The sequence below is a fragment of the Pseudomonas sp. PSKL.D1 genome (assembly GCF_028898945.1).
GTDB lineage: Bacteria > Pseudomonadota > Gammaproteobacteria > Pseudomonadales > Pseudomonadaceae > Aquipseudomonas.
Map to the genome: position 1 here is coordinate 3,130,148 of NZ_CP118607.1, position 17,929 is coordinate 3,148,076.

The window sequence follows — 17,929 nt, forward strand, 5'->3', positions numbered from 1 at the left end:
GCGGGTGCCGATTCGGCGGGGATGAGGGGGGCGTGATTTCAGTTAGGGAAAGGGTCAATCTCGGCGTGATTCAGGGCGAATTGTTCAAGAACTTTCAGTGCGCGTGCCGACACGACTAGGCGGCCATCGGCTGCCGTACCGAAGTCTGAGTGGCCGGCGATACCGTGGACGTTCAGCCGGACAAAAGCGGGAAGTGCATGCGCTGGATAGAACTGCTTAAATTGCTCTGAAGCTGTAATAGTGACCGTACCCACTTCGAAACCTGTGAAGTTACAGCTAAGCAACGTTGCGGCCAGTTCGTCCGTTATTACGAAGCAGGGAAAGGACTCCAGCAATGCGTCGCCTAGCCAACCGTAAAACTCATACTCGAGAATGTTTACGATTGGCGGGTGGCACGAGGTATCAATGAGCGTACCTTTGCCCAAGGCCCCCGCCACTTCTGATTCTACGTAATAGAACATTCTCCATCTCCACATAAGCCTGCATAATGACCCAAACTGAGCGAGCACCCAGGGCTAAAAATCTTTTTCTTTAAATACTCAATTTTGTCATCGCCGGGGGGCAAATTTTCTATCTGGATTGTGCTTCGATAAAATTAATCGCCCCCGACAACCTGCATAGCGAGATGAGCGTCTTGCTAGAGTTTGCATGCCTTTGTATTTAAGATTGATTTACCCCCCCCATTGAAATATCGAAACTGCACTCACCAAGACTGCGATTCAATATGCTCAACTATAAAGCCAAGCAGTTCATCAAAGGTATCAAACTGCTCATAGACATTAAAAAAAGCCTGTTTATCCCTTACTTGATACTTACCCTCAACCAAATCCAAAACATACTCATCCTGATCACTATCCCCAAATACCAAAAAGTCCTTCATGAAGTCTACGTCGCGACTCAGCTGATTTTCCTCTAAAAAACCATAACTTGAACCACCACCCGCCCTCTTCACTGTACGACTAGAGTAGATAAACGCACCGCACGCAGACACCCCATCAAAGGTACGTAAAAAATCCAAATACTCACCTGGAAGCTCTTCCGACAACTCGCTGCGCACGGATTCAGTCAATGATAGAATCTCAAACGGCGAAGCTGGCACCCCCAAATACATTTCTGTTGCACTCAACCTACCGCGCAAACTCATTAATCTCGACACGATCTCGTCGTTCATAGTTACATTCCAATTTCCGGATAAATTTTCGTATTTATCATCGGCCAATCAACCATAATTTTTTCACCCACCTTCAAATGCCCGACTAACGTTCGTTGCGCATTCGTAATGCACTTTATGATACGGCTCTTGCCTGATAAGGACTAAATTACCAAAGTCATTTAACCCACCATCATCCAAGGGCTTATTGTGATGCACTTGCCAATCAGTATTCGGCAACCTGCCTTTTTGCACAACTGCAATGTCAGCATCACTTAGACCTGCGCGCTTTAGACTAGCTACCCCTTCCGGGGTACTGGATAGGAATTTCAAAAATTTTGACTTTTCTTTATTGTTGAACACTCTCCTTAACAACCCCACCTCCGCACGTGACCTTTTCTTGTATTGGAACCGCTCCGTCCCAACGCCCGGCAGTTCACGCAACTCACCTCTCAACTTACCCACGTATCCACTTGGCTGCCTTACACCTACCTTGGTATTACCAAAATTCGTCCCTAACCCACCATTCGCCTGCACCCGATAACGAGCCGTCAGCCCCCCAACAACCAAACTCCCACCAAACGCCAAGAGCTTCTGCCCATCCGAACCCTCGCCATACCGCTGACCTCCCAGCTGATAACCCGCCCCACCACCCAGCGCACCGCCAAACAGCCCCCAAAGGGCCATTGCTGGCCCAACCAGGGCAATTGCGCTGGCGAGCCCAACCGCCAGCACTGCACCTTCGAGCGAGCCAGGTACTTCAGGGCTGATTTCATCGGTTGTTTCAGCCTCCCCACCGATGCAGACATTCGGCGACCCCTGCGCGATCCTGGCATCGCAAACCGTGCGATCGCCCACCCTGGCTGCAGGCTGACCATTGATGTGAACGGCCCGGCTGCCTTGGGCCAATGGCTTTGATGTACCGGAGTGATCGCTGCACTCGGCATAGTCGATGTGGGCCCTGGCAGCTGGCCGTCCATTGATGTGTACGTTCCCGGACCCGGACCTGATCTGCCCTGTTTGCCGATCGGCAAATGACAAGCTGCCGATAAGTTGACCAATACCGGCGCCCGTTGCAGCACCCGCCCCGACCATTGCGACCAGCGCCACAGCCCCGACACCACCTGTGCCAATAACCGCGATACCCACCAAAACAGCGCCCGCGCCGATTGCCAAGCCAGCCAACAAACCGCCCAAGGCACTTGAGTGTTCTATCGGGTCGCCCACTCGAGCTGCGCTGCTCATGCCGGGGTAACCTTGCCTGTTTCCGTTGTGCTATCAGGTGGGCTGCGCAGCTGCAGGCTGTTCAAAACTTCATCAAATGCGACGCGCTCAACTTCCGTCATGCCTTTAACGCTGTTACTTGTGGCCGTTAACTGCATGAACAGGCGTTGACCGTGTTCGTCACGGTGCAAGAACATTACCTGTATCTGATGAACCAACTGGCCTTGCTGCCGCCAACGAAACGCTGCTCGGCGAGCTTCAATGCCTCCCACTTCGATGGGCGCAAGTGGCTCTTGCCATTGCAAATGAGGGAGCGTCTTTTCCATTTCACCGAGCAACTTTTTTGCAAGGTGTTCGAGCGATGCGTCCTGCCCGGCCAGGGTTCGGCCCAGCACCAAAGAAAAGGGGCTTGGCGTGTGTTCAGTGAGCGTAAACACATGAAACGTCTTATCCCTCAACCCCTCCGGCCGCACAAAGCTCAACTCATTCGTCAAATACCGCTCCGGCGGTGGCGGCTTTCTGGCTTCTTCCTCAAGCCGCTCACGCTCCAACTTCTCCTGCGCCTCGCGCCGTTGGGAAATACGGTCATAGATACTTCCTTGGTACATCAGACTTCTCCCTGCCCTGCTTTCAATTCGATTTGTTCAAGTTGATGATCGTGCTGCCATCCACATCCACCACCACACCGCTCAACGTGATGGTCCCGTCCTGGTTCATCACCAACTTGCTCTTGCCCACTTCCAGCGTGAGGGTTTGCGCGGCCTTCAAGTTGAGGTGGCCTTGATCCACGGTGACGAAGTACGAGCCTTCTTCCACGGCGATGCTGGTTTCCAGGCGGATGGTTTGCGCATGGCGGCCGGCGACTTTGATGGTGCGGTTGCCGCCGACGGTCAGCAGGTCGTCGGCCTCGACTTCGGTGTCCATGTTGCGTTCGGCATGCAGGCTGACCTGTTCGGCACCGGCCTTGTCTTCAAAGCGCAGGAAGTTGGCCGTACGGCCCGTGCCCTTGATCGAGCGGGTGAGCACGCCGCTTTGGGTCTTGTTTGCCGGGAGTGACCAGGGCGGCGTGTTGCGGCTGTTGTAGACGCTGCCGATGATCAGCGGGCGGTCGGGGTTGCCGTCCAGAAACAGCACCACCACTTCGTCATCCACCCGGGGCAGCTGGATGCTGCCAAAGCCGCCACTGGCGCCGGTTTGGGCCACGCGCACCCAGCAGGAGCTACCTTCGTTGAAGCCCCCCAGGCGGTCCCAGTGGAACTGCACCTTCACCCGCCCCAGTTCGTCGGTGAAGATTTCTTCGCCGGGTGGGCCGACCACGATGGCCGTCTGCGGGCCATTGATGGTGGGCCGTGGGGTGGTCGCCTGGGGGCGGAAGGGGATTTTCTTGCGCACGCAGGTGAAGGTGTTGGCGTAGCTGGCGTGCTGGCCGCTGAGGTGGTTGTTGTGGCCCTCGCTGTGCACGCTCATCAACAGAAACTCGCGGTCTTCCAGCGGGGCCTGGTCGTGGCCCGGGTGCTGCTGCAGCTCGAAGCTGTAGCCAGGGCGCATGGCGCGGCAGTTGCTGGCGCCTTCGAACACCTTGGCGCGCAGTTCCAGCGCCTCGATGCGGGTGCGCAGTACGTCCTCGCCTTCATCGTTGGTGCCATGGGTGTACTGGCCGGGGTCGTACACTTCCAGGCGCTGCACGTCCCCTTGCTCGATCACGCTGCGCATGGCCACCGGCATGCGGTTGCCGGGCTGGCGGTAGTCGAAGGTCTGGATGGCCATACTGCCGGCCTGCACCTGGCGGCTGGCGCTCCAGCGGGTGATGGCATCGGCGGTTTCAGTGATGGCATTGCTGTGGAAACGGATGTTCGGCTGTTCGGGCAGCGGGTCGAAAAATGGCGGGTAGTCGCTGATGACCAGGGTGTGGGCTGTGGCACTGTGCTCGAAGAGGTAGAACAGCCCGGCCTGCTCCAGCAGGCGCTGGACAAAGTTGAAGTCGGTTTCGCGGTATTGGGTGAGGTAGCTGTGGCGCTTTTGCTCGCGGTACAGGCGGAACTCGTACTGCGCGTAGCCGGGGTAACTGGCGAAGACCTCGCGTACCACCTCTTCCACGGTGCAGTTCTGAAAGATGCGCGTGTCGACACGGTGGCGGAGCAGCGTCAGCCACGGGCTGAAGGTGGCGCTGTAGCGGTCCACGGCACCGTCGCTGCCGAGGCTGGCGAAGGCCGTGAGGTAGCCGTTGATGAAACGCGGCACTGCGTCGGCCAGTTCGATCTCGAGGCTGGCTTGCTGGCCGAGCATCGACTTGAGGGGGATTTGCGGGGTGTTGCAGAGCAGTTGCAACTGGTACTCGAAAGGCTGCGACAGGCTGTCGGTGCCTTTGAAGCTGTCCAGTAGCAGTTGGGTTTCAGCCAGGTCTGAGTGGTTGAATTTGAACAGCCGACGGTGCTGCGCCGTCAGCTGTTCGACCAGGTCCATGATCATTGTGCGCTCCTTGTTGGCACGCTCGTGCTCGAATTGGGCGCAGGTTAGGAGAATGAAAATGGGCTGACAATGAACGGGGTGTTTAGGGGAATGCGAGGTTGTAGGAGACGTCCTACAGGTGGTTTCGCGACGTCTTACTTTGGCTGAAAATCGCGTGCTAGAGGGGTTGAGTGTGGATTTGAAGGCAGGGCGTCAAGGGCGCGGGTTTGGGAATGAATGAGCTAGGGCAAGGGCCTTGCCCTTGATCGCGGATGAATCCGCTCCTACAGGGAAGTGTGTGAATTGGGTTGTTACAAAAAGATGGGCAAACGAACGTTCCGGCAGCGGTGTCGTCTTAACTGGAGCCAATCGACCCGCAGCGAGGACGCGACATGACCCGCCCAGACCCGTCATATGTCAAATGGCTCGAAGACCACGCCATGCTCAAGGCTTCCCAGGCCCGGGCCACGCTGTACTCCGGCCAGTCACGCCTGTGGCAGAACCCGTATGCCGAAGCCCAGCCACGCCGTGCCACCGAGATCGCGTCGGTTTGGCTCACCGTCTACCCCGACGCAATCATCGCCCCCGAAGGCAGCACGGTGCTTGAAGCGCTGGGCCACGAAACACTCTGGAAGCACTTGTCGAGCCTTGGCGTGCAGGGCATTCACACCGGCCCCATCAAGCAGTCCGGTGGCGTGCAGGGGCGTGACTTCACCCCCAGCGTGGACGGCAATTTCGACCGCATCAGCTTCGACATCGACCCGCTCTACGGCAACGAACAGCAACTGGTGCAGATGAGCCGCATGGCCGCGGCGCACAATGCCGTGACCATCGATGACCTGATCCCCTCGCACACCGGCAAAGGTGCGGACTTTCGCCTGGCGGAACTGGCCCACGGCCCCTACCCCGGCCTTTACCACATGGTCGAAATCCGCGAGGACGACTGGCCGCTGCTGCCGGATGTGCCCGACGGCCGCGATGCGGTGAACCTGGCGCCGGCGCTGTGCGACGAACTCAAGCTGCGCCACTACATTGTCGGCCAGTTGCAGCGGGTGATCTTTTTCGAACCGGGGGTGAAGGAAACCGACTGGAGCGTGACGGCGCCCATCACCGGGGTCGACGGCAAGACTCGGCGCTGGGTGTACCTGCATTACTTCAAGGAGGGCCAGCCTTCGCTGAACTGGCTTGACCCAAGCTTTGCCGCCCAGCAGATGATCATCGGCGATGCCCTGCACGCGCTGGACTGCCTGGGCGCGCGCGGCCTGCGCCTGGATGCCAACGGTTTTCTCGGTGTGGAGACGCGCGCCAGCGGTACCGCCTGGTCCGAGAGCCACCCGCTGTCGATTGTCGGCAACCAGCTGATTGGCGGCATGATCCGCAAGGCCGGCGGGTTCAGCTTTCAGGAGCTGAACCTGACGCTGGACGACATCGCACAGATGTCCAGAGGCGGCGCCGACCTGTCCTACGACTTCATCACCCGCCCCGCCTGCCAGCATGCGCTGCTGACCGGCGATACCGAGTTCCTGCGGTTGATGCTCAAAGAGATGCACGCCTTCGGCATCGACCCGGCGTCGTTGATTCACGCCCTGCAAAACCACGATGAGCTGACGGTGGAGCTGGTGCACTTCTGGACGCTGCACGCCCACGACATGTTCCTGTACAAGGGCCAGACGCTGCCGGGCAGCATCTTGCGTGAGCACATCCGCGAAGAGGTTTACGAGCGGTTGTCGGGCGAACATGCACCCTACAACCTGCGCTTCGTCACCAACGGGATTTCCTGCACCACGGCGAGCCTGATCACCGCGGCGCTCGGTATCCGCGACCTTGAGCAGATCGGGCCGGCGCAGATCGAGCACATACAAAAACTGCACTTGCTGCTGGTGATGTACAACGCCATGCAGCCCGGTGTGGTGGCGCTGTCGGGCTGGGACCTGGTGGGTGCCCTGCCACTGCCTGCCGAAGCGGTGGCCGAACGGATGCTGGACGGCGACACCCGCTGGATTCACCGGGGCGGCTATGACCTTGCCGGGCTTGCACCGCATGAGGCGCAATCGCTGCGCGGCATGCCCCGCGCGCGTTCGCTGTACGGCAGCCTGGAGCAGCAACTGGAAAACCCCGACTCGTTTGCCAGCCAGGTGAAAAAACTGCTCGCCGTGCGCCAGGCCTACGGCATCGCTACCAGCCGCCAGGTGCTGGTGCCGGAGGTGAGCAGCCCCGGTTTGCTGGTGATGGTGCACGAGCTGCCAGCCGGGCGTGGCACCCAGGTGACTGCACTGAATTTTGGCCAGGACGTGATCGCAGAAGAGCTGCAGCTGACTGGCTTCACGCCGGGGCCGGTGGTGGACATGATCAACGAGCGGGTGGAAGGCGACCTGACCGAAGAGGGCCGCCTGCTGATCAACCTGGACCCATACGAAGCGCTGTGCCTGCGGATCGTCAACAGCAGCGGGCATGTGTAAGGCGCTGAAGAGCCATAAAAACGTAATATCGAATGGCCATATTGGGCGCCCCTGAATATTCACCATGGTCGCCCAATGCCCTTCACGCCCAACCGCCTGGCCCTGTGCATCGCCCTGGCCTGTGCCGCTTTTGCCCCCACCGCGTTCGCCAAGGATTACCTGATCGACAGCGCCAGCACCGACACGCTGGAGCTGAAGAAAACCGACACCCTGAAGGTCACCGCCAACGGCAGCATCGTGGCCAGTGACGACGATGGCGTGATCCTGCCCAAGCACACCAGCGCAGCCACCGTGAGCGTGGACAACGCCGGCATCATCCGCTCGACCGACGGGCGCGGCATCGACAGCAAGGATGACGGCGAAGACCTGAGCCACTATGTGATCACCAACCAGGCCGGGGCGCTGATTCAGGGCACCAACGACGGCCTGCGGCTGCAAACCAACCCCACGGCGGGCGGCAGCCTGAGCATCGTCAATGCCGGCACCATCGAATCGACGGTAGAAGGCCAGGCCATCGACCTGGAGGCGCTGAACAGCCCGGGTTTCACCACCACCCTGGTCAACCAGGCCAGCGGGGTGATCCATGCCGTGGGCAATGATGCGATCAAGACCGGCTCCAACGCCACCGTCACCAACTACGGCCTGATCTACACCGACACGGCGCCGCAGGACGAAGACGGCCTGGACCAGAAGTACGACGGCATAAAAATCGACGAGTCCACCGGTGTGACCGTGTACAACTACGGCACCATCAGCGCCGACCGCCATGGTGTCGACCTGAAGACGGATGCCACCCTCTACAACTATGAAGGCGCCAGCGTCACCGGGCGCAATGGTTCGGGTTTTGGCTCTGATGGCAGTGGCACGGTGTACAACTTCGGCACCATTACCGGTGCAATTGCCGACAGCAAGGTCAATGGCGACGGCGACGGCGTGGACATCGACCTGGTCGGCCACATCTACAACGCCGGCACCATTCAGGGCCTGGGTGCCAAAGGCGTGGACAGCGGCGGCCGGGCCAATGGCAGCGAAGGCATTGCCATGGGGGGCGGTACCATCACCAATACCGCCAGCGGGGTGATCCGCAGCGTCGACAATGGCATTTTGGTGGACGACGGCGCTGAAGGCGCTGGCGTGGCGGCTACGGCCATCAACAACGCCGGCCTTATCGTCGGGGAGAACGGTTTTGGCATCAAGCTGATCGGCAACTTCGACGACACCGTGATCAACAGCGGCAGCATCCGCGGCGGCAACGGCCTGGCCCTGAGCATGGGCGCCGGCAATGACACGCTGGTGGTACAAACCGGCGGTGTGTTCGAGGGTTTGGTGGACGGCGGGGACGGCTACGACAGCGTAACGCTCGACGGTACCGGCAGTTTTGGCAACAGCAGCGGTTTTGAAACGTTGCAGGTCAGCGGCGGCACCTGGACATTGAGCAGTATCGACGACTTCAGCGAGGGTGGCGTGGTCAACGCGGGTGCCACCTTGGTAAACCAGGGCAGCATACTGGGGCAGATGCAGGTTGTGCAGGGTGCGACCTACGCCGGAGGCGGCTCGGTCGGTGGCCTGAAAATTGACGGTACCTTGCTGACCAACAGTGCGCTCGGCGTGGCGAAGGTGAACGGCGACCTGACTTTCGGCCAGGGATCGACGCTGGCCTATGGCGTGAACGCAGACGGCACCAGTGCGCCGATCAGTGTCAGCGGCACCGCCAACTTGAGTGGCGCCACGCTGCGCGTTCAACCCACCCCCGGCCAGTACCCCTGGCAGAGCCAGTACACCGTGCTGAACGCCAGCGCCATTAACGGCACCTTTGCCGGTGTCACCAGTGATTACGCGTTCCTAACCCCGAGCCTGAGCTACACCAGCACCTCGGTGGGCCTGGCCTACACCCGTAACGACGTGGCGTTCGCCGACTATGCCCGCAGTGGCAACGGTGCAGCCGTCGCCCACAGCCTCGACAGCCTCGACCACAGCACCACGCTGTACAACGCGGTGCTTGGCAGCAGCGCTGCCAACGCAGGCAACGCCATCGAGCAACTGGCCGGGGCCAACACCGCCAACCTTGCGGCCGCTACACTGGCCGGCACGGCTCAAGTGGGCAGCAGCATGCTGGGGGCCATGCAGGCCATGGGCAGTAACGCCGGCCTGCTGGTGGGCATGAGCGACGATGACACCCCCGCACTGGCCGCCACCGGCGTGCCACGCGAAGCCCGCAACCTGAATGACCCGAATGCCCAAGGGCGGGTCTGGGCGCAGGCGCTGAGCAGCTACGGCAAAGTGGACGGCAGCCAGGGTGCCAGCACCCTGGAGCAGCGCACCGGTGGTGGTGTGCTGGGCATCGACTGGGCGTTGGCGGGCGATTGGCGTGTGGGTGTGCTCGGGGGCTACTCGCGCACTCGCCTGGACAGCACCGGGCTGGAAAGCACCGTACGCAGCTGGCACGCGGGCATCTACGCTCAGCACCAAAGCGGCCCGCTGGCCGTTCGGATGGGTGCGGCCTACAGCAGCCACGACGGCGACAGCAAGCGTGATGTCACCTTCAGTGGCCTGAACGAGCGCCTGAAAGCCGACTATGACGCCGACAGCCAACAGGCATTCGTCGAGCTGGGCTACGCCATGGGCAGCGGCCGCCTCAGCGCCGAACCCTTCGCCAACCTTGGGTATCAGCGCTACCACCGCGACAGCTATCGCGAAAACGGCGGCAACGCCGCACTGGCCGTGGATGCCGATACCCAGGACAACGTCAGCAGCACCTTGGGCGTGCGCATTGCACACCTGGGCCAGCTGGCCAACGGCATGAGCCTGACACCCCGCGCCACCCTGGGCTGGCGCCACACCTACGGCAGCATCGACACCCGTACCCGCCAGGCCTTCCTGGCCGGGGGCGATGCGTTCAGCGTCGAAGGCAGCGCCATCGACCGCGACAGCCTGGTGCTGGAGGCCGGCCTGGACCTGGGCGTGAGTGCACGTCAAACGGTAGGCCTTGGCTACAGCGGTGAGCTGGGCAACAACAGCCGCAACCAGGCGATCGTAGGCCAGTGGCAGTTGACGTTCTAACCGGTATGTCCCGTGCCGCACGTGTCTGACACCCCGTGCGGCACTGACTAATACAAAAGTCTAAAAACTTTTTATAAGTCGCAGTAACCGGGATTTTCCAGCAACTTTGCCAACTCGATCTAGACTTTTAGCCACACCTTGGCAAGTTCATCCCTGCGACAATCAGCCTCATTAAATTTTGTACTAACTTGTTAATTAGCTTGCTAAGGGCTTAAACTCCGCGCCATTCCACCTGCTGAGATCCCTGGCATGAACGAAACACCGCGCGCCTCTGGCGCCACAAAATTCATCCTGGTCGGCTTGGGCGTGATCATCGCCCTGCTCGGCCTCCTCCTGGCTGCTGGCGGCATCAAGCTCGCTGGCCTGGGCGGTTCCTGGTACTTCCTGATCGGCGGCCTGGCCATGGCCATCGCCGGCGTACTCATTGCCCGGCGCAAAAAAGCCGGTGCCTGGGTGTACGCAGCCTTCTTCGTCGGCACCGCCCTGTGGGCGTTGGTCGATAGCGGCCTGGTGTTCTGGCCACTGTTCTCGCGCCTGTTCATGTTCGGTGCCATCGGCATGGTCGTGGCGCTGGTATACCCGCTGCTGGCCCGTGCCAATGGCGGCACGGCAGGCCGCGGTGCGTATGGCCTGGCGGGCGTCATGGCCGTGGTGCTGGTAATTGCCGTAGGCAACATGTTCGTGGCTCACCCAAGCGTTGCACCTACCGGCAAAGGCCCGGGCATGACGCCGGTGGAAGCTGGCAAGGAACAAAAAGACTGGGCCCACTACGGCAACACCGAAGGCGGCAGCCGCTTCGCGGCGCTGGACCAGATCAACCGCGACAACGTCAACAAGCTGAAAGTGGCCTGGACCTACCACACCGGTGACGTGGCCATCAGCGATGGCAACGGCGCCGAAGACCAGCTCACCCCGCTGCAGGTTGGCAACAAGGTGTTCATCTGCACCCCGCACAACAACCTGATCGCGCTGGACGCCGACACCGGCAAAGAGCTGTGGAAAAATGCAATCAACGCCCAGTCGAAAGTCTGGCAGCGTTGCCGTGGCATGGCCTATTTCGACGCTACCGCGCCGCTCGCCCAGCCGACCTTGCCGAACAGCTCGCCCGTCACCGCCGGCAGCGTACCGGCCGGTGCCAACTGCCAGCGTCGCCTGCTGACCAACACCATCGACGGCCGCCTGATTGCCGTTGACGCCGACACCGGCGAGTTCTGCCAGGGCTTCGGCAACAACGGCCAGGTCAATCTGATGGCGGGCCTGGGCAACGTGCCAGACTCGTACTACCAACTGTCGTCCGCGCCGCTGATGGCCGGTACCACCGTGGTAGTCGGCGGCCGTATTGCCGACAACGTCCAGACCGACATGCCAGGCGGCGTGATCCGTGGTTTCGACGTGTTCACCGGTGCCATGCGCTGGGCATTCGACCCGGGCAACCCGCAAGACCGCAACGCGCCTGCCGAAGGCAGCACCTACGTGCGCAGCACCCCGAACAGCTGGGCACCAATGTCCTACGACCCGGCGATGAACACCGTGTTCCTGCCAATGGGCTCGTCGTCCACCGACATCTATGGTGTAGAGCGCAGCAAGCTGGACCACACCTACGGCGCTTCGGTGCTGGCCCTGGACGCCACCACCGGTAACGAGAAGTGGGTGTACCAGACCGTTCACAACGACCTGTGGGACTTCGACCTGCCGATGCAGCCGAGCCTGATCGACTTCACCAAGGACGACGGCCAGTCGGTACCTGCGGTGGTGATCGGCACCAAGGCCGGGCAGATCTACGTGCTCGACCGCGCCACCGGCAAGCCGCTGACCAAGGTCGAAGAAGTGGCCGTCAAGCCGGGCAACATCCCCAACGAGCCGTACTCGCCAACCCAGCCGAAATCCGTTGGCATGCCGCAGATCGGCGCGCAAACCCTGACTGAATCGGACATGTGGGGCGCCACCCCGTATGACCAGCTGCTGTGCCGCATCGACTTCAAGAAAATGCGCTACGACGGCCTGTACACCGCACCGGGCACCGACATGTCGCTGAGCTTCCCCGGCTCGCTGGGTGGCATGAACTGGGGCAGCATTTCCACCGACCCGGTGCACGGTTTCATCTTCGTCAATGACATGCGCCTGGGCCTGTGGATCCAGATGATCCCGTCGCAGAACAAGGGCTCGGCCGCCTCCGGTGGCGAAGCGCTGAACACTGGCATGGGCGCCGTACCGCTCAAGGGCACGCCGTACGCGGTCAACAAAAACCGCTTCCTGTCGGTGGCCGGCATCCCGTGCCAGGCACCGCCGTTCGGCACCCTGACCGCCATCGACATGAAAACCCGCCAGGTGGCATGGCAGGTACCGGTCGGTACGGTTGAAGACACCGGCCCCCTGGGCATCCGCATGCACCTGCCGATCAAGATCGGCCTGCCAACCCTCGGCGGCACCCTGTCGACCCAGGGCGGCCTGATCTTCATCGCCGGCACCCAGGACTTCTACCTGCGCGCCTTTGACAGCAGCAACGGCAACGAAGTATGGAAAGCTCGCCTGCCAGTCGGCAGCCAGGGTGGCCCGATGACTTACGTTTCGCCGAAAACCGGCAAGCAGTACGTGGTGGTTACCGCCGGCGGCGCGCGTCAGTCGACGGACCGTGGTGACTATGTGATTTCTTACGCTCTGCCGTAAGACCGCGTCGCACTCTTCGCGGGTAAACCCGCTCCCACAGGTTCTTCACTGCCCATGCAATCGGTGCAGTCCTGGTGGGAGCGGGTTTACCCGCGAATGGGCCCAGAAAACAAACCGAGATACAGCAATGCCATCCGCAATTCGCATCACCCCCACCCTGCTGTTGGCCCTGGCCAGCACCACCGCCCTGGCCGAGGGCGACCTGATGAACCGCAGCACCATGACCGGCGACTGGGGCGGCCTGCGCCATCAACTGGAAGACGACGGCATCAAGTTCACTGGCGACTACAGCGGCGAAACCGCCTACAACGCGCACGGCGGCCTGCACCGCTCGGCACGCTATTCGCAAAACCTGAAGCTGGGCGTGCAGTTCGACCTGTCGAAACTCTACGGCCTGGACAACGGCGGCAAGGTGCAACTGACCATCAACGACCGCCGCGGCAACAGCGCCTCCGAAGACCTGGTGGGCAACCGCCTGCCGATCCAGGAAAACTACGGCGGCCTGTACACCCGCCTGACCGAGCTGAGCTACGAGCGCCAGTTCACCCCGGCGCTCAACGTCAAGCTTGGCTACATGGCCATGGGCAACGACATCGGCGTGCTGGACACCGGCATCCTGTGCAACTTCATGAACGCCGGCTTCTGCGGCCACCCGCTGAACATGTCCGGCGGCAGCGGCTGGACCAACTACCCCAACGCCCACCTGGGCATGCGCGTGAAGTACGACTTCACACCGTCCTGGCAGCTGCGTGTGGCCGCGTTCAACGTCGACCCCGAAAGCAACGGCAACTCCAGCCGCGCCTGGCACCTTGGCCCCAAGCACACCACCGGTACCGTGGTGCCTGTGGAGCTGGTGTACAAGCTGCAGGGTGAATTGCCGGGCGAGTACAAGCTGGGCTACTACTACGACAGCTCCGACGTTAAACGCATCGGCAGCGATGACGAAGTGTCCGGCCGTGGCGGCCATTACCTGGTCCTCGACCAGGCGGTGTGGAACGACCCGGGCATGCCGGGGCGCAGCCTGCATGCCTTTGGCCAGTACTCGGCATCGAGCAAGGCCGCTTCGCCGTTCACCAAGTGGTACGGCACTGGCGTGGTGCTGTACAAGCCGTTCGAAGGCCGCCCGCGCGACACCCTGGCCCTGGGCTATGGCCGCGCCGTGCCTAACCCCCGCAGCCGCGATGTGCTGGAAGATGCCGCCTTCAATGCCGGCGAGCAGTTCCCGAACATCGACAGTGCCGAGCAACTGATCGAGCTGAGCTACGGCTACCAGGCCACGCCGTGGCTGAACCTGCGCCCGGATGTGCAATACATCATCGAGCCGGGTGCGTTCTCGGGGCAGGACATCGACAACGCATTGGTGGTTGGTCTGCAGGTCAAGGCCAGCTTCTGATGGTTCAGGGCCGGCGTTTTTGCCGGCCCTGAAATCCGGGTTTCTACTGGCACCCCCTCGCCCGGCGGTCTTTACTCTTCCACTTGTCCTGTGGAGAGCACGCCCCATGACCACCGCAACGGAAGGCAAACTCAACGTCTGGGCGCTTACCGCCCTGGTTGTCGGCTCGATGGTTGGCGCCGGCATCTTCTCCCTCCCCGCCACCTTCGGCCGCGCCACCGGTGGCCTGGGCGCGATCATCGCCTGGTGCATCGCAGGTGCGGGCATGCTCATGCTGGCCTTCGTTTTCCAGACACTCGCCCGCCGCCGCCCCGACCTGGATTCCGGCATCTACGCCTACGCCAGCGCAGGCTTTGGCAGTTACCTGGGCTTCGCTTCGGCCTTTGGCTTCTGGGCCGGCACCTGCATCGGCAACGTGTCGTATTTCATCCTTATCAAATCCACCCTCGGTGCGTTCTTCCCGGTGTTTGGCGACGGCAATACCGTGGCCGCCATTGCCGCGTCGTCGGTATTGCTGTGGGCTTTCCACTTCCTGGTGATGCGCGGGGTGCAGCAAGCAGCCGTGATCAACACCATCGCCACCGTGGCGAAGATGATCCCGATCCTGGTGTTCATCGTGGTGATCATCGCGGCCTTTGACAGCGACCTGTTCTCGCTCAACTTCTGGGGCACCGCTGCCGCAGGGCCGGCAGCGGACCTTGCGCACCTGGACGACTATGGCCGCGTCGGCCATGCCGCCGCCGAGATGGTGCCGCCGGACGAGTTGCTGTTCGAGCAGGTGCGCAGCACCATGCTGGTGACCGTGTTCGTGTTTTTGGGCATCGAAGGGGCCAGCGTCTACTCGCGCTATGCCCGCAACCGCCGCGATGTGGGCATTGCCACGGTGCTGGGTTTCGTCGGCGTGCTGTGCCTGCTGGTGCTGATCACCCTGCTCAGCTACGGGGTGATGCTGCGCCCGGAGCTGGCGGGCCTGCGCCAACCGTCGATGGCGGGCGTGCTGGAGGCCATCGTGGGCCGCTGGGGGGCAATCTTCATCAGCATCGGTTTGATCATTTCGGTGCTGGGCGCGTACCTGTCGTGGACGCTCCTGGCGGCCGAAGTCTTGTATTCGGCAGCCCATGACCAGGCCATGCCGGCCTTCCTTACCCACGAAAACCCGCATCAGGTGCCGTCTGCCGCGTTGTGGCTGACCACCTTGTTCGTGCAGCTGTTCCTGCTGCTGACGTGGTTCACCGAGTATGCCTTTACCCTGGCATTGGAACTGACCAGTTCATTGACGCTGATCCCGTACCTGCTGGTGGCAGCCTATGCGCTGAAGCTGGCGGTTACCCGGGAAACCTATCAAAACGCAGCAGCCGAGCGTGGCAAGGATTTGCTCGTCGCCCTGCTGGCCACGGCTTACGCGGTGTTGATGGTATGGGCTGGCGGGCTGAAATATTTGCTGTTGTCGGCGGTGATCTACGGGCCGGGGACGGTGCTGTTCATCATGGCTCGCCGGGAGCGTGGCCAACAGGTGTTCACCGGTTTTGAGCGGGCGGTGTTCGGGGTGGTGGTGCTCGGGGCCGTGGTAGCGGTCTATGGATTGGTCAGTGGCGGGATCGAGATTTGAGGCTGAGGGCCTTTTCGCCGTGCAAGCACGCGAAAAGGCCCGCACTGCTCACCCTTGCCGCAGGTAGTCCGCCAGCCGCAGCAGCATCGCATCGCACCCCTGCAACTGCTCGACACTGACAAACTCGTCCGGCTTGTGGCCCTGGTCCATGCTGCCTGGGCCACACACCACAGTCGGGATGCCGGCTTGCTCGAACAACCCGCCCTCGGTGCCGAACGCCACTGTGCCGAAATCTTCCGACCCGCTCAGCATCGCAACCAGCCGCGCGGCTTCGCTGTCGGCCGGGGTGGCCAAACCGGGGTAGGCACTCAAGGGCTCCAGGCGAATCGCACTGGCCGCGTTGACCTTGCGCATGCGTGGCAGCAACTCGGCTTCGGCGTAGGTCTGCAGCTGGTCGGCCACGGTCCGGGCCTCGAACCCCGGCAACGCACGCACCTCAAAGTCAAAGGCGCATTCTTCCGGCACGATGTTCAGCGCCCGGCCGCCTTTGATCACCCCGGTTTGCACGGTGGAGAACGGCGGGTCGAAACGGTCGTCGTGTTGCTCGGGCCGTGCCAGTTGATCGCCAATCTCGCCCAGCTTGCCAATCAGCCGGGCGGCATACTCGATGGCATTGACCCCATACGGCGCATACGCGGAGTGGCAGGCGGCGCCATGCACCTGGCAGCGCATGGCCAGCTTGCCTTTGTGGCCGAGCACGGGCTTGAGTTCGGTCGGCTCGCCGATCAGGCACAGGCGCGGTTTGTTCGGCCGGTGCTCAAGGGCGGCCAGCATCGACCGCACGCCCAGGCAACCGACTTCCTCATCAAAGGAAAATGCCAGGTGCACAGGCATGCGCAACGGCTGGGCGAGAAACGCCGGCACCGTAGCCAGTACCGAGGCAATGAACCCTTTCATGTCGGCCGTGCCACGGCCATACAGCCGGCCATCGCGCTCACTCAACGCAAACGGCTCGACCGTCCAGGCTTGGCCGTCCACCGGCACCACGTCGGTGTGCCCGGACAGCACCACGCCGCCCACATCCTTGGGGCCAATGGTGGCAAAGAGGTTGGCCTTGGTGCCTTCCGGGTTATGGAACAGCTCGCATTCCACGCCAAGGTCGGCCAGGTAATCGCGGATAAAACCGATCAGTTGCAGGTTGGAATCGCGGCTGACCGTGGCAAAGCCGATCAACCGCGCCAGCAACGCGCGGCTGCTGTGCTCACTCATCCCCAGGCACCCCATAGCTCGGCGCTGCTGTCGGGTTCAGGGCGCGGGTGACGTAATCCTGCATCTGTGGGCGGTAGGCTTGCCACAGGCCATCGAGCACGCCGATCGGGTCTTCGTTGGCCCAGTCCACGCGCAGGTCTACCAGCGGCCAGGTGAGTTCGCCGGCAATTTTCAGCGCGGCCGAGTGCACCGGGCCTGCTTCGCCACCAGCGGCCATCGCCGCGTGCATGGCCGCCAGCAGGCGGTCAGCCAGGTGCCCGCCGGCCTGCTCGAACGCTTGGACCATGGCCTCGATCACCTCGATCGACGACAGCAGGTTACCGGCCGCCGCGCACTGTTCGCCCGCCACCGCGTTGTGTACACCCAGCGCCTCTTTGCCGGTGAACACGGCTACCTGGCCCTGATTGTCGATCACCGTGACCTGGCGGTATTCGCTCCAGCCGTTGGCACTGAGCACCCGGTCCAGCGCCGCGGCGGGGGGCAGTTGGCCGTGCTCCAGCGCGTCGAGAACCTGCGGGCCAAGGGCCGGCAAGGTGATGTTCTGCGTGGACACCGCGCCAACGCCTGCGCGTACCCAGGGGCAGCGTGCACCCACGGCGATGCTCGACGAGCTGATGGCGATGCCGACCTGGCCGGTTTCCTGGCAGCGGCCGATGATGGAAAACGTCATGTGAAGCTCCTGTTGTGGTGTCCGATGCCGGGCATTCTGT

The 17,929-nt window shown here is 62.0% G+C and carries 11 protein-coding genes and 1 pseudogene; 5 read left to right on the top strand and 7 right to left on the bottom strand.

Features of this window, described 5'->3' with window-relative positions:
* Window positions 1-38: 38 nt before the first annotated feature.
* The 5 genes and pseudogenes from PVV54_RS13960 to tssI all read right to left on the bottom strand — a co-directional run bounded on the left by PVV54_RS13960 (window position 39) and on the right by tssI (window position 4,843).
* Window positions 39-461 carry a hypothetical protein gene (locus PVV54_RS13960; protein WP_274905813.1) on the bottom strand — a complete coding sequence of 141 codons (423 nt, stop codon included), beginning with the start codon at window positions 459-461 and terminating at the stop codon, window positions 39-41.
* A gap of 242 nt (window positions 462-703) precedes the next feature.
* Entirely contained in the window at window positions 704-1,171 is a 468-nt protein-coding gene (locus tag PVV54_RS13965; RefSeq protein WP_274905814.1) for a YrhA family protein, read from the bottom strand.
* Window positions 1,172-1,173: 2 nt separating this feature from the next.
* A pseudogene (locus PVV54_RS13970) lies at window positions 1,174-2,395 on the bottom strand (PAAR domain-containing protein).
* Entirely contained in the window at window positions 2,392-2,982 is a 591-nt protein-coding gene (locus tag PVV54_RS13975) for a DcrB-related protein (RefSeq protein ID WP_274905815.1), read from the bottom strand. The pseudogene PVV54_RS13970 and the gene PVV54_RS13975 overlap by 4 nt, the downstream one beginning before the upstream one ends.
* Before the next feature lie 22 nt (window positions 2,983-3,004).
* On the bottom strand, window positions 3,005-4,843 hold the full coding sequence (gene tssI, locus PVV54_RS13980; protein WP_274905816.1) for a type VI secretion system tip protein TssI/VgrG: 1,839 nt from the start codon (window positions 4,841-4,843) through the stop codon (window positions 3,005-3,007).
* A gap of 371 nt (window positions 4,844-5,214) precedes the next feature.
* Here tssI and treS point away from each other — a divergent pair, with 371 nt between their 5' ends.
* From treS to PVV54_RS14005, 5 genes are all read left to right on the top strand, one after another.
* The gene (treS, locus tag PVV54_RS13985; RefSeq protein WP_274905817.1) at window positions 5,215-7,281 is read left to right on the top strand and encodes a maltose alpha-D-glucosyltransferase; all 2,067 of its coding nucleotides are present in this window, start codon (window positions 5,215-5,217) and stop codon (window positions 7,279-7,281) included.
* A gap of 75 nt (window positions 7,282-7,356) precedes the next feature.
* Window positions 7,357-10,341, top strand: a complete 2,985-nt coding sequence (locus PVV54_RS13990) for an autotransporter family protein (protein WP_274905818.1) — start codon at window positions 7,357-7,359, stop codon at window positions 10,339-10,341.
* A 249-nt stretch (window positions 10,342-10,590) separates the two neighbouring features.
* Window positions 10,591-13,008 (top strand): glucose/quinate/shikimate family membrane-bound PQQ-dependent dehydrogenase, encoded by a 2,418-nt coding sequence (locus PVV54_RS13995; RefSeq protein WP_274905819.1) that lies wholly within the window; start codon window positions 10,591-10,593, stop codon window positions 13,006-13,008.
* Window positions 13,009-13,135: 127 nt separating this feature from the next.
* Window positions 13,136-14,401, top strand: coding sequence for a carbohydrate porin (locus PVV54_RS14000; protein WP_274905820.1), 1,266 nt, complete (start codon window positions 13,136-13,138; stop codon window positions 14,399-14,401).
* A gap of 106 nt (window positions 14,402-14,507) precedes the next feature.
* Complete coding sequence (locus PVV54_RS14005; RefSeq protein ID WP_274905821.1) at window positions 14,508-16,010, top strand: amino acid permease; 1,503 nt, start codon at window positions 14,508-14,510, stop codon at window positions 16,008-16,010.
* Window positions 16,011-16,058: 48 nt separating this feature from the next.
* Here the strand turns inward: PVV54_RS14005 and argE are convergent, their stop codons facing one another.
* Both argE and PVV54_RS14015 read right to left on the bottom strand, forming a co-directional pair.
* On the bottom strand, window positions 16,059-17,219 hold the full coding sequence (gene argE, locus PVV54_RS14010) for an acetylornithine deacetylase (RefSeq protein WP_274905822.1): 1,161 nt from the start codon (window positions 17,217-17,219) through the stop codon (window positions 16,059-16,061).
* Entirely contained in the window at window positions 17,212-17,889 is a 678-nt protein-coding gene (locus tag PVV54_RS14015) for a DUF1028 domain-containing protein (RefSeq protein WP_274905823.1), read from the bottom strand. Before PVV54_RS14015 ends, argE begins: the two co-directional genes overlap by 8 nt.
* Window positions 17,890-17,929 lie beyond the last annotated feature (40 nt).